Below are 12,809 nucleotides of genomic sequence, written 5' to 3'. Positions count from 1 at the left end.
ACAACGAGCGCGCTCTCCCGGAATAGCCGGCGCCGCGCAGGCCGGGGGATAGCGATCGGCGATTACTTGACCGTCAGGCGCACGTCCGGCACCGGCCGCCCGGGGACCCATCCCAACGCAAACCGCTGGCCGGCGACGATCTCATTTCTCGAGAGCTTCAGTGCGACCGCATCGCGGAACCGAAGATAGGCATCGCGCTGCCGCCCGCCGGTGCGGGCCGCCGCCAGATTGAGCCATTTGTAGGCCAGCACGTAATCGTTCGGAACACCGTGGCCCTTGTCGTACATCAGGCCGAGCATGGCTTGCGCGAACGGGTCGCCCTGCACGGCGCCGCGATAGTAGAGGTCGGCGGCGGCATCATAGGCCTGCGGGACGCCGAAGCCGTGCTCGTACATGAATCCGAGCAGGCCGAGGGCTCTTGGGTTGTCACGGTCGGCGGCCGGCGCGAGCTCCCGGGACGCCCTGACGTAATCGCCGCGATGGAAGGCGGCCGTTCCGCGCGCAACGCTATCGGCGTTCGCGGCGGACGCGGTGATGCCCCAGAGCGCGACCGCAAGCGAAGCGCAGAGGGCGGTCCGTTGCGCGCGCACGCGGTGCATCGTGGTGTCCGGGTCAGTGGTAGGCGGTGGTGATCGGCGCATTGGTCGATGTCGTTGCGATGTTGCCGCGCAGTTTCGATCGCAGCTCCTCGGCCACCATCTGGGCGTCGGAACCGTTGCGGATGATCTGCGGGCGAATGAAGATGATCAGCTCGGTGCGCTGGGTGCCGTTGCTTTGATGTCCGAAGGCATCACCGAGGCCGGGAATCTGGTCAAGCACCGGAAGCGCATTGCGGCTGCCGCTCTGCTGTTCGCTGATCAGGCCCGCCAGCAGCACGGTCTGGCCATTGGCCACCGCGATCTGGCTCTTGACCCTCCGCTCCGACACCGTCGGGGTCAGGCTGTTCGCGCTGGTCTGCGGAACGTTGCTGATCTCCTGCTCGACATCGAGCCGCACGGTGCCGTTGACGCTGACCCGCGGCGAGACCCGCAGGATGATGCCGGTGTTGCGATAGTCGATGGTGTTGACCACCGTGTTGCTCCCGGTCAGCACCGTCGCGCTGCCGGTCGACACCGGGACGACGTCGCCGACCTGCAAGGTCGCGACCTGGTTGTTGATCACGACCAGCGACGGATTGGAGAGCACCTTGACGCTGGTGACGGCATGCAGCGCATCCAGGATCAGGCTCGGCTGCGTCTCCGATCCGATCAGGAAGTTGAAACCCGGGAAGGCGCGGTTGATGAAGGCATTGGTGACCGAGCCGGCGACGGAGGCGACCCCGGTGGTCGCGTCCGTGGTGGTCGCGGGCGCGGTGGTGGCCTGGGTGCCCGTGAACGAGCCGACGTTCGGCTTCAGGCCGAGGTTCCTGCTGGTGAGATAGGTCTGCACACCATAGGACAAGGTGTTGTTGAGCGTGACCTCGGCGATCGTCGCGTCGATCGCGACCTGGAGCTGCGGCTCGTCGATCTGCTGCAGCGTCGCCTCGATGATGCGGTAGTTGGCCTGGTCGGCATAGATCAGCAGATTGTTGTTCACGATATCGGGCGTGATCCGCACGTCCTGCATGACGGGTTGGCCGTTGCCCGAGCCCGAGCTGGCGCCGCGTCCGCTGTCCAGCGCGGCATTGTTGCCCTGGCCCTGATTGGGATTGTTCGCTTGCCCGCCGGCGCCAAATCCCTGGCCGAGGCCCTGGCCCGTCGCACCTGTCCCTGACGTGCCGCGCGAGGCAAAGCTGTTCGAATTCGAGCCCAGATTGCCGTTCGCCGACAGACGATCGGCGACGCTCGATGTCGACGAGGTGCCGGAGCCGGGCGCGAGCTGGCTGTCGGCGCTGTCGAGCAGATTGCCGGACGATCCGCCGAGGAACATGTCGGTCAAGACCCGCGCGATCTGGCGCGCGTCGCCGTATTTGACGCGATAGACATGGACCGAGGTGCGCGCGGTGTCGTTGCGGTCGAGACGCTTGATCCAGGTCGCTGCCGTGTGCAGCATGTCCGGCTTCTTGGTCACCACCAGCACCGCGTTGAGGCGTGCGATCGGCATGAACTTGATGACGTTCTGGCTGAGGCCGTTCTCGCCGGAATCGACGATCTTCTCCAGCTCCGCGATGACAGGCGCGGGCGAGCCGCTCGAGATCGGGAAGATGCCGACCGATTGGCCGCGCATCCAGTCGACGTCGAAGCTGAGCACGGTGTCGACCGCGGTGCGGCGCTCGGCGCCGGTGCCCTGGATCAGAAGCAGATTGCGCGTCGTGTCGGCGCGGATCGAGCCCGCCCGGGTGGCGAAGCTGTCGGTCAGCTTCAGCAGGGTCTGGGCCGACACATATTGCAGGGGGACCACCGAGATGCCGAAGCCGGGCTCGGGATTGGCCGCCGCCGCATCGACGCGGCCGCCGCCGACGGCGTCGCCGAGCGGCGTCAGGCGATAGCCCGCAGTATCTTTCAGCAACACCACGCCGCTCAGGCGCAGCGCGTTCTCAAGCACGAAGACCATGTCGGATTTCGGCACCGGGCGGACCGACACCAGGCTCACCGTGCCCTGCACCCGTGGGTCGATGGTGTATCCGACATGCAGGATGTCGCCGAGCACGACCTTGGCAACGGTCGCAACCGGCGTGCTCTCGAAATTCAGATCGAAGCCATTGCCGCTCGACGCCGGCTGCGGCCGCGCGTCGGCGACCCCGGTTACTTCGCTTCCCTCGTACATCGCCGCGCGGACGCTGCCGCCCTGGCCACTGCCCGCCGCCGCCAACCCGCTCACCGGTTGCGGCTGGCGCGGCAAGAGATCGAGCGATCGCACCTTGTCGGTGACATCGACCTGGGACGCGTCCACGCTCTCGCCGACCGTCGCGGAATTGCAGGACGCCAGCAACCCCAGTGACGTCAGGGCAAAAATGGCTGCCAGGCCGCCACGGATCGTCGGGCAGCGGCCCACTGTGCCTACGCGTTGCATGAAGGCCCTTCGCTCTGACTAACTGAAATTTTCGACGGCGTGCGACGATCGGTCCTACCCCGGTGGGACTCTTAGCGATCGAACATGACAGAAATAAATTGGTTACATGATTGTCGTTCGCGACCTGCCCATCGCATCGCATCAAATCTGTGCAGCCGGCGCGCCGCCGTGTCCGCGATGCCACGTCAAGGTTTCTTGAGTGAGGCGAGCCATGTGACTTCGCACAGCTGTCACACTTCGGATCGATAACCGCACAATTGCCGGGAGCCGAATGCTGTGGCGGATGGCACGGACTGATCCGGGATAGTGTGGCGGGATATCGAGAATGGCCAACGACCTGTCCGTTCGGTTCGTGGATTATCTTCGTCAGAACAATCATTTGGCGCCTGTCGACGGATCGCCTGAGCGGACCGCGCAGGGCGCCGACGTCAGGCAATTGAAGCTGTGGGAGGTCACCAGCCTCTCGCCGACCGAATTCGCCGATGAGGCCGCGCGCTTCTTCGCGCTCGGCCGCCTGACGCTTCAGGAGATGACCTCGGCCGAACCGCTGGTCGCGGCGTTCTCGCCGCGCTTCCTGCGCGAGACCATGGTCTATCCGTGCCGGGTGGCCGATGGAAGCACTGTCCTCGCAGTCGTCGACCCGACCGACCAGGCGACGCTGCGGGCGGCGCAGATCGTGCTTGGCGCCGGCATCAACGTGAAGGTTGCATCGTCGGAAGACGTCGCCATCGCGCTGAACAACTCTTCCAGCACTGAGGAGGCCGAGACCGCCGATACGGCGGCGGCGCTGCCTCGCGAAGACGACATCGAGAGCCTGCGCGATCTCGCCAGCGGTGCGCCGGTGGTGCGCGCGGTCAACGATCTGATCGAGAAGGCCGTCGAGCTGCGCGCCAGCGACATCCATATCGAGCCGTTTGCCGCCGGCCTGATGGTGCGGTTGCGCATCGACGGCCTGCTGCGGCCGGTCGCGGCGCTGTCGGGGGTGCTGCCACAGGCGGTGGTGTCCCGCATCAAGATCATCGCCAACCTCAACATCGCCGAGCGCCGCCTGCCGCAGGACGGTGCGGCGCGGCTGCGGGCCGGGCGCACCGACATCGATATCCGCGTCGCGATCATGCCGATGCAGCACGGCGAATCCGCTGTCATCCGCATCCTGCCCAAGGATCGCGGCCTGCTGGTCGTCGAGAAGTTGGGATTCTCGGAGCCCGACGAAGCCAAGCTGCGGCGGCTGTTGAAGTTGCCATACGGCATGGTAGTGATCACGGGACCGACCGGCAGCGGTAAGACCACGACGCTGGCGACGATCCTCTCGATCCTCAATGAGCCCAGCCGCAAGATTCTGACGATCGAGGACCCGGTCGAATACGAGATCCCCGGCGTCAACCAGTCCCAGGTCAAGCCGGCGATCGGGCTGACCTTCGCCACCGCGCTACGCTCCTTCGTTCGCCAGGACCCTGATGTGATCATGGTCGGTGAAGTCAGAGATTCCGAGACCGCGCATGTCGCGGTGCATGCGGCGCTGACCGGGCATCTCGTGCTGACGACGCTGCACACAGAGACGGCGGCTGCCGCCGTGCCGCGCCTGCTCGACCTCGGGGTCGAAGGCTACCTGCTGCGTTCGGTGTTGCGCGGCGTGATCGCGCAGCGGCTGGTCCGGCAATTGTGCGAGCGCTGCAAGTCGCCACGGCCGCTGGCAACGGCTGATTTCACCGAGGATCCCCGGCTCGCCGCGCTCGGATTCCGGGAAGGCGAGATCATTCACGAGCCATGCGGTTGCGAACGTTGCGGCGGGACCGGCTATCGCGGTCGTCTCGGTGTGTTCGAGCTGCTCGAACTGTCCAATGAACTGCGCGAACTGATCGGAGAGCGAACCGACGGACTGAAGATCGATACCATGGCGATCAAGGCGGGCATGACCACGATGCTCGATGACGGGGTCGCCAAATGCCGCGCCGGATTGACCTCGCCCGCCGAGATCCTCCGCGTTACGACGGTGCGGTGACGCCGTGCCGAATTATCGCTATCGCGCTTTGACCCAGGCCGGCGAAATCGTCAACGGCACGATCTCGGCGCCGACGGCGTCCGAGGTGGCGCGGCGGATCGAATATCTCAAGCTGCTGCCGATCGAAACCACGGAGGACAAGCGCGCGTCCGGCACAGCCGGTGGCCGCAGCCTGTTCGGCGGGCCGAGTGCTGCCGAGGTCACCACGTTCACGCGCGATCTCGCGCTGCTGCTCAAGGCCGGTGCGCGGCTCGACGATGCCCTGGAGCTGCTGTCCGGCGATGCCGATGTCGGCCGGATGCGTCCGGTGGTGGCAAAGATCCGCGCCGCGCTGCTCACCGGCGAGAGCTTTGCCGACGCGGTGGCGGATCATCCGACCCTGTTCCAGCCGATGTACATCGCCCTGGTCCGGGTCGGGGAAATCTCCGGCACGCTCGATTCGGTGCTCGAGATGCTGGGGACCGAGCGCGCGCGCTCCGAGCAGATGCGGCGCAAGCTGACCGACGCGATGCAGTATCCGGCCTTCGTGCTGGTCGCGGCATCCGGCGTGATGCTGTTCTTCCTGCTGTTCGTGCTGCCGCAATTCTCGACCGTGCTCGGCGATTTCGGTGGCAAGTCGGACACCGCGCTCGCCAGCTTCATCGCGGTGTCGGATTTCCTGCGCGCCAACGCCACGGCGGCAAGCCTGATCAGTGCGGCAACGATTGCGCTCGCATGGTGGCTGCTGCGGCAGGCGCGCGTGCGCGCCGCGCTGGTCAACGGGATCTCGCGGGTGCCGGGCATCAGCAGCGCCTTGCAGTTCTATCGCGCCAGCCTGTTCTGCCGCAATCTCGGCGTTCTGCTCGGCAGCGGCGTCAACCTCACGGCCGCGTTGCGCATCCTCGTCGACATCATGGCGGTGACCGGCAGCGAGGCGAACTGGACCGCCGCCGCCGACCGCGTCCGCCATGGCGGAAAATTGTCGGACGCGCTCGCCGTGGCGGACAGCCTGCCGCCGATGGCGGTCCGTATGCTGCGGCTCGGTGAAGAGACCGGGCAGCTGCCGGTGCTGGCCGGGCGGGTCGCGGAATTCTACGAAGCAAAATTGCAGCGCAGCCTGGACCGTGTCGTCGGCATCGTCGGTCCACTGGCGATCATTACGATCAGCACCGTCGTCGGTGGACTGATCGTATCGGTCATGACGGCGCTGCTGTCGGTCACGCAGCTAGTCGGTTAGAGCAGGGGTCATCGGTCATGATATCTCGCAACACGATCATCGAGGCATTTTCTTCCAAACGGGCGAGACGCGATCGCACGGAGCCGCAAAAGCAAAGGCGTTCGGGGCAGGAGGGCTTCACGCTGGTCGAGATGCTGGTCGTGATCGCGATCATCGGCCTCATCATGGGGCTGATCGGGCCGCGCGTGCTCAACTATCTCAGCGAATCCAAGGTCAAGACCGCGCGCATCCAGTTGCAGAGCTTCTCCAGCGCGCTCGACCTGTTCTACCTCGACGCCGGGCGCTTCCCGTCGACGGCGGAGGGGCTTGCCGCGCTGGTCCGGCGCACGCCGGGCGTCGCCGCCTGGAACGGTCCGTATCTGAAGGGCGGCAACGTCCCGAACGATCCCTGGAACCATCCTTATCTCTATCGCTCGCCGGGCGAGCACGGGCCGTATGACATCGTCTCCTATGGCTCCGATGGTCAGGAGGGCGGCAGCGGCACCTCGGCCGACATCTCGCTTGAAAAGACCACAGCCGCCAACAACGACCAACAATAAGGATGCATGGCGAGCATGAATGAGGCATCGCAGCGCGGTTTCACCCTGCTCGAGATGGTGTGCGTCCTTGCCATCATCGCGCTGCTGGCGGCCGTGCTGCTCCCGTTCATTCCGCACCAGACCTCGCGCTCGCGCTTGCAGGCCTATGCGTTGCAGACCGCAACGCTGCTGAAGGCCGATCGCAATGCCGCCATCGAGCGCAGCACCAGCGTTGCGACGCTGGTCGATGCGGCGAGCCGGGTGATCCACTCTGGCGCGTCGCGCATGACGGTGCGAATCCCCGATGACGTGCGGTTCGATGCGGTGCTGCCGCAAAGCTGTCAGCGCCGGGCGGCGCTGTCGACCATCCGTTTCTTCGCCAATGGCGGTTCCTGCGGCGGCTCCATCGCACTGACGCGGCTCGACGCGGGATATGAGGTCCGCGTCAACTGGCTCACCGGAAGGGTAGAGATCGTTGCTCGTGACGTCGCCACCAACTAACCGCCGGAATGCAGGCTTCACCATCATCGAGGTGCTGGTGGCGCTGGCGCTGGTGGCTATCTCGATCGTTGCGATCGGCGCTGTCATGGGCGTCAAGACGCGCGGCGTGCGGGCCATCGAGCAGCACGTCGCGCTGATGCAGGCGGTGCGCACCTTGATGACGGTCGGCATTCCGCCGCGCACCGAACTGCAGTCGGGGACGTCGACGGGGCAGGCGGAGGGCTACCGCTGGACCATCGAGGTCAGTCCGCTCGGCGGCGACTGGACGGTGCCCGAGGGCAACGTGCCCTGGGCGCCGGAACTGGTGCGCATTCGCGTCAAGTCTCCGGGCGGCGCATTGTCCGACATTCGCACCGTGCGCCTGATGCCGAGGTCTTCGGAATGAGGCGGGCAAAGCTGACACAGCGAAGGGGCGAGCACGGCTTCACGCTGATCGAGACCATCGTCGCGCTGGCGCTGATGGGGCTGCTGCTGTCGGCGCTCGCCAGCATCACGGCGCAATGGCTGCCGAGCTGGAACCGGGGGCTCGACCGGATCCAGCGCAGCGAATTGATCGGGATCGCGCTGGAGCGGATCGGCGCTGACCTCGCAGCGGCGGAGTTCGTTGCCGCCAACCGCGACACCCACAAGCCGCTGTTCGACGGATCGGAACTGTCCGTGATGTTCGTGCGCACGTCGGTGGGGCCGAATGCAGGGCCGGGGCTCGACCTGGTGCGCCTCGGTGAAACCCGGGATCGCGGCGAGTTCGTCACGGTCCGTTCGCAGGCGCGCTTCACGCCGCTGGCCGACGGGGTGTCGCTGTCGGAGCAGGTGCATCTCGGCAGCCCCGTCGTGCTGCTGCGCGCGCCCTATCGCCTGTCGTTCGCCTATGCGGGTCCCGACCGTGCCTGGAAGAGCGTGTGGAAGGATGCCAACAAGCTGCCGGCGATGATCCGGTTGACCGTGCGTGATGCCGCGAGCCAGCGCGTCCTGTCGGTGTCGACCATCGCGCCGGTCCATGTCCAGATTCCGGGCGACTGCACCAAGCCGGACGGCAATTGCGGCGACAAGCAGGGTTCCGACGGTCCTGCCGATCAGGGGAAGACGTGATGGGCGGCTCCGGCAATCTCGGCCGATCGCCGGCCAACCGCGGCTTCGTCATCGTTGCGGTGCTCTGGATCCTGCTGGCGTTGTCGTCGCTGGCGATCATCTTCTCGGCCTATCTTGCCGCCTCGGCGCGGGCGCTGGCGGCCAGCGATCTGTCGTTGCAGACCGAGGCGCTGGTGTCGGCCGGGCTCGAACTCACCGCCTATCAGTTGACGCTGACGGATGAGAAGACGAGGCCGCAGCACGGGGCGTTTCATTTCGGGCTGGACGACGCCAGCGTCGCTGTCACTTTCGTGTCGGAGGCCGGCCGCGTCGACCTGAACTATGCGTCGAAGGAGATGCTGATCGGCCTCTTCGTGGTGCTCGGCGCCCGAAAGGACGCAGCCAGCGAATACGCCGACCGGATTGTCGGCTGGCGAACCCGCCCCGTGCCAAACAGCGAGAACGTGGAGGCCGCGCGCTACAACGCGCTCGGTTATTCGCCGCGGCAGGGGCTGTTCACCCATGTCAATGAGCTGGCGTTGGTCGCCGGCATCCCCGAAGCCTTCGTCGATCGTGTGTTGCCGTTCGTGACGGTGTTCAACGGCAGTCCGGATGTCGATCCGGCGATCGCTGCGCCGGAAGTCGCTCTTGCAGCGGAGGCATCGGGGAAGCAGCAGGACAGCTTCGGCTCGCCTGCTCCCCCGCCGAACGGCGGCCTCGCTGTCGGATCGCAGGCGCCGAACCCGCAAACTGCGGCATCGACGGCGCAGAGCCCCTGCTACCGGATCGCAGTCTCGATCCGGTTCCGCAACGGTCACCGCACCACGTCCGAAGCGGTGATCGCGCTCGGCGACAAGGTCGAGCCCTATCGTGTGTTGTCCTGGCAGAACGATGTCGAGCCGCGCAGTATGGTTCTGCCGCAGAGGAGAAGTTGATGGCAATGCTCGCCGAGGCACGGCAATGGTTCGAGCAATGGATCGGCGCGGTCGCGACCGCCGTCGACGGCGTTGCGGGCAGGTTCATGCGCCGGCGCAGCATCGAGCTCGACGAGAATGCCGACGGCACGTTCACGGCCCGCGCCACCGTAGCGAGGGATGGCTCGCCGTCAGCTCCGGTTTCGTTCCGGCTCGATCACGACGCGCCGCAGCCTGCTTTATCGGCAGAGTGGAAGACGGCATTCGACGGCAGCCGCATCGAGGTGCGGTTGCGATCGGATTACGTCGTCAGCCGCGTGCTCGATTTCCCGAGCCAGGCGGGCGACTTCCTCGATGGCATGATCCGCGCGCAGGTTGACCGGCTGACGCCGTGGACTGCCGCCGACGCGGTGTTTGGCTGGGGTTCGCCGCAGCCGATCGCCAATGACCGGATCGAAGTTGCGTTCAGTGCGACCGCGGCGACCAGGGTCGATCCGCTGGTCCGCATGGCCAGGATGCTCGGCTCAGCCACCGTCGCGGTCTCGGCGCCGGCGGTTGGGGGCGACGGCGCCCCGCTGCAGGTGACGCTGCTCGACAAATCGTTGCGCGGCCTTGGCGGACCTGCGATACCGCGCCTGTTGCGCATCGGCCTGGTTTCGACGGTGGCCGCGGCCGTGGTGTCCCTGCTGCTCAACGTCTATCTCGGCGGATGGCTGCAATCCGAGCAGGAGGACCTGCAACACCGCATCTCGCAACGCCGCGCGGCGCTGCGTCTCGATGCCAATGGCGACTCGTCCGGCATCGGCCTGCTCGCCAAGCGCAAGCAGACGACGCCGTCGAGCGTCATGGTTCTGGAAGCGATCTCGCGCGTGCTGCCCGACACCACCTATGTGACGGAGCTCCGCATCGAGGGCAACAAGGTGCAGGTGGTGGGACTTACCCAGGATGCGCCATCCCTGATCCGCCTGCTGGAGCAGTCGCCGCAATTCACCCGCGCGACGTTCTTCGCGCCGACGACGCGCGCCGCGAATGAATCGGCGGAGCGGTTCCACGTCGAGGCCAATCTATCAGCCTCGTTTGGGTCCGGCTCATGAGCGCAGCATCCCGATCGCTGACCGCCGTCAGCACCTCGCCGCTGGTCGCAACCGCGAGCTATCTCGGCCTGTTCGTGCTGCTGCTGTTCGTCGTCATCTCCTCGCTCTCTGACATCATAGGCCTGCGCAGCGATGTTGCGGCGTCGGCGGGAATGCTCGAGCAGCTCGAGGGACGGTCCAAGGCGAATACCGCGCCCGGCCAGCCTGCGATGCCGACCGGTTCCGCCTATCTCGAGGGGGCGACCGTCACGGTTGCCGGCGCCACCTTGCTGCAACGCGTGTCTGGTGCGGTGATCAAGGCCGGCGGCAACGTGCTGTCGACGCAGCTCGACGTTCCCAACGCGCCGGCCAGGGCCGGCTTCATCAGCATGGTCGCGAGCAGCGAGATCGAACAGGCGCAATTGCAGCAGGTGCTCTACGATCTCGAAGCCGGCATGCCCTTCCTGTTCATCGATCAACTGGTGGTGCAACCCGTCGCCGACGAGGCGGCCAAAGGCGCCGATCCCGGCAAGCTGCGCGTGCTGCTCGGCGTATCCGGACAATGGCGAGGAGCCAAATGATGCGTCGCTTCGCTGCAACCATCGTGCTGTTGGCGGTGTCGGCCTATTCGGCGCCGGCTGCGGTGCCTGACCCATCCGGCGATGCGCTAGACGCCGGGATGCTGGATGATACCCGCCTGGGCGGACCGGTGTTGAGTTCGCCGCCGCCGTCCGAACCGGTCACGTCGGTCCGGGTGGCGCCTGCGCCGGCGCCGACGCCCCGGCCGCTCAGCGCAAATCCGCTGTGGGGCATTCCGCTCAAGACGCTGTCCAACACCCGCGACCGCCCGGTGTTTTCGCCGTCGCGGCGGCCGCCGCCTGCCGTCGTCGCGGAACCGGAAGTCAGCAAGCCGCTGCCGCCGCCGCCGCGCAAGGTCGCGCTCGAGCCGCCGCCGCTGTCGCTGGTCGGCACGATCGCGGGAGATGATGAAAGCTTCGGGATCTTTCTCGATCAAGCGAACAAGACCGCATTGCGGTTGAAGCTCGGCGACGATTTCCAGGGATGGAAGCTGCGAGCCATCAGCGGCCGCGAAGTCACGATGCAGAAAGACGAGCACGATGCCGTGCTCTCATTGCCCCAGCCGGGCACCGAGGAGAGCGGCGATGTCCGCCTCGTTCCGGTCAGCAGCGACAGGAAGCCGTTGGCTGCGCGGATCCAGAGGTGACTGTGCGTTGGCTGGGGTTGAGCCAGAAGGCGATGGCGGTTGTGAGTCTTGACCCTAGTTCGAACCGAACCGCAAAAGACTGAGTGCGAACATGACCCACATGACAATCAGCACGAAGTTGCTGGCGGCGAACGGGACCAGTCGGTGCATGACCCTGTTGTAGGTCAGATGGATAATGCTGTGGCCAATCCGCAGCACGACATAGGCCCACGCCAGAGACAGGAAGACTGCATTGACCCTGTTGGTCGCGTAGAGCGCCAGCGACAGGACGTGAAACAGCACCGGCACTTCGAGGGTGCTCATATAGTTGCGATTGGGAAGCGAAACGTCCGCCGGCACCCTCGCCGATTCGCCGAGCTTGTAATCGTCCGGCGTGGTTTCGCCGCGAAGCGCGGACTGGATCCGCTTGATCGGCATCATGCCCAGCGGGATGAAGGTGAGCAGCGCCATCACGATCATCGGCCAGAAGATATATTCCTGTGCCATCCCCTCTCTGCCCGCGTAACATCGCAAACCTATTGCGATTTCTCGCAGATGTCATCCACGAACTCGCGTGGGAGTAGAACAGCGCCATACGCCATTTCCCATGATCCACGCCTCTCGTGAATTAGGACAGCCGCGCTTGACCAAGCCACTGATTGAGTTTGGATCCTAGCTCAATCCCAGCCAGCCCTGCAGGGCCGGCGTCAGGAGAAGTCCGAGCGCCAGAAACGGACCGAACGGCATCGACGTCTGGCGCTTCATCTCGTGTCCCGCGAGTTGCAGGCTGCCGGCAACAGCAAGTGCGGCGAGTGCCGCGATCAGCAGCAAAGTCGGAATCCCGAAAGCGCCGACCCAGATCGTCGCGGCGGCGAGGAACTTGACGTCGCCGAGTCCCAAGCCGTCAACATGCCGCAAGGCGAAGTAAAGGCGTTGCAACAGAAAGAACAGGGCGCCGATGAGGGCGGCGATCGCTATCGCACTGAACGCGGCTGTCATGCTTTCAGTGATGACGACATGTGCGAGCCCGAGCGCCGCGATTGCGAGATTCAGCCAATCGGGAATGATGCCGTGGCGCAGGTCGATCAGCGCGACGGTGCAGCACAGCACGCAAAGCGCGCCGTAGGATGCAATGAAATAAAGAGCTTCGCGGTCGATTGGCATCGTGGCGGGACAAGTGTGACGCGTGAACACACTGTGTTGCAACAACTCGCGCGCGTTGAACAGTGCATTTTCAATCGAGCAACGTGTTTGCGGGATCGTGATCGTCAACAACGATCGCGAAGCAGAAAAGATGCGACAAAAAGTCTGCGCTGTCACAA

Annotated in this window: 14 protein-coding genes; 10 read left to right on the top strand and 4 right to left on the bottom strand. The window is 65.6% G+C overall.

The genetic code is table 11. From position 1 onward, the window contains the following. Positions 1 to 62 precede the first annotated feature (62 nt). Both CO675_RS22420 and gspD read right to left on the bottom strand, forming a co-directional pair. Complete coding sequence (locus tag CO675_RS22420) at positions 63 to 599, bottom strand: tetratricopeptide repeat protein (RefSeq protein WP_198964704.1); 537 nt, start codon at positions 597 to 599, stop codon at positions 63 to 65. Between the two features lie 13 nt (positions 600 to 612). Next, complete coding sequence (gene gspD, locus CO675_RS22415; protein ID WP_198964703.1) at positions 613 to 2,991, bottom strand: type II secretion system secretin GspD; 2,379 nt, start codon at positions 2,989 to 2,991, stop codon at positions 613 to 615. A 325-nt stretch (positions 2,992 to 3,316) separates the two neighbouring features. Between gspD and CO675_RS22410 the strand changes: the two genes are divergently transcribed. From CO675_RS22410 to CO675_RS22365, 10 genes are read left to right on the top strand one after another with little or no spacing between them, the layout of a single operon-like run. Beyond that, complete coding sequence (locus CO675_RS22410) at positions 3,317 to 4,993, top strand: GspE/PulE family protein (RefSeq protein WP_097674018.1); 1,677 nt, start codon at positions 3,317 to 3,319, stop codon at positions 4,991 to 4,993. Between the two features lie 4 nt (positions 4,994 to 4,997). After that, positions 4,998 to 6,209 carry a type II secretion system F family protein gene (locus tag CO675_RS22405; protein WP_097674017.1) on the top strand — a complete coding sequence of 404 codons (1,212 nt, stop codon included), beginning with the start codon at positions 4,998 to 5,000 and terminating at the stop codon, positions 6,207 to 6,209. A gap of 17 nt (positions 6,210 to 6,226) precedes the next feature. After that, entirely contained in the window at positions 6,227 to 6,748 is a 522-nt protein-coding gene (gspG, locus tag CO675_RS22400) for a type II secretion system major pseudopilin GspG (RefSeq protein WP_097674016.1), read from the top strand. 15 nt (positions 6,749 to 6,763) lie between these two features. Beyond that, entirely contained in the window at positions 6,764 to 7,228 is a 465-nt protein-coding gene (locus CO675_RS22395; protein ID WP_097674108.1) for a type II secretion system protein, read from the top strand. Beyond that, positions 7,209 to 7,613: a PulJ/GspJ family protein gene (locus tag CO675_RS22390; RefSeq protein ID WP_097674015.1), complete on the top strand. Its 405-nt coding sequence runs from the start codon at positions 7,209 to 7,211 to the stop codon at positions 7,611 to 7,613. The genes CO675_RS22395 and CO675_RS22390 overlap by 20 nt, the downstream gene beginning before the upstream one ends. Then, positions 7,610 to 8,317 carry a PulJ/GspJ family protein gene (locus CO675_RS22385; protein WP_097674014.1) on the top strand — a complete coding sequence of 236 codons (708 nt, stop codon included), beginning with the start codon at positions 7,610 to 7,612 and terminating at the stop codon, positions 8,315 to 8,317. Before CO675_RS22390 ends, CO675_RS22385 begins: the two co-directional genes overlap by 4 nt. Further along, the gene (locus CO675_RS22380) at positions 8,317 to 9,231 is read left to right on the top strand and encodes a type II secretion system minor pseudopilin (protein ID WP_097674013.1); all 915 of its coding nucleotides are present in this window, start codon (positions 8,317 to 8,319) and stop codon (positions 9,229 to 9,231) included. The genes CO675_RS22385 and CO675_RS22380 overlap by 1 nt, the downstream gene beginning before the upstream one ends. Then, on the top strand, positions 9,231 to 10,304 hold the full coding sequence (locus CO675_RS22375) for a PilN domain-containing protein (RefSeq protein WP_097674012.1): 1,074 nt from the start codon (positions 9,231 to 9,233) through the stop codon (positions 10,302 to 10,304). The genes CO675_RS22380 and CO675_RS22375 overlap by 1 nt, the downstream gene beginning before the upstream one ends. After that, positions 10,301 to 10,864, top strand: a complete 564-nt coding sequence (gene gspM, locus CO675_RS22370; RefSeq protein WP_245452863.1) for a type II secretion system protein GspM — start codon at positions 10,301 to 10,303, stop codon at positions 10,862 to 10,864. The genes CO675_RS22375 and gspM overlap by 4 nt, the downstream gene beginning before the upstream one ends. Then, positions 10,864 to 11,508 carry a hypothetical protein gene (locus CO675_RS22365; RefSeq protein ID WP_245452862.1) on the top strand — a complete coding sequence of 215 codons (645 nt, stop codon included), beginning with the start codon at positions 10,864 to 10,866 and terminating at the stop codon, positions 11,506 to 11,508. Before gspM ends, CO675_RS22365 begins: the two co-directional genes overlap by 1 nt. 54 nt (positions 11,509 to 11,562) lie before the next feature. On the opposite strand, the gene CO675_RS22360 is transcribed toward CO675_RS22365, so the two are convergent. Beyond that, positions 11,563 to 11,994 carry an MAPEG family protein gene (locus CO675_RS22360; RefSeq protein ID WP_097674010.1) on the bottom strand — a complete coding sequence of 144 codons (432 nt, stop codon included), beginning with the start codon at positions 11,992 to 11,994 and terminating at the stop codon, positions 11,563 to 11,565. A 165-nt stretch (positions 11,995 to 12,159) separates the two neighbouring features. Next, entirely contained in the window at positions 12,160 to 12,759 is a 600-nt protein-coding gene (locus CO675_RS22355; RefSeq protein ID WP_245452861.1) for a prepilin peptidase, read from the bottom strand. Between the last annotated feature and the right edge of the window lie 50 nt (positions 12,760 to 12,809).

Origin of the sequence: Bradyrhizobium sp. C9 (assembly GCF_002532045.1) — a bacterium.
In the GTDB taxonomy this organism is placed as follows: Bacteria; Pseudomonadota; Alphaproteobacteria; order Rhizobiales; family Xanthobacteraceae; genus Bradyrhizobium.
The sequence above is the reverse complement of the archived record's forward strand: the minus strand, read 5'-3'. Positions and strand labels throughout refer to the sequence as shown.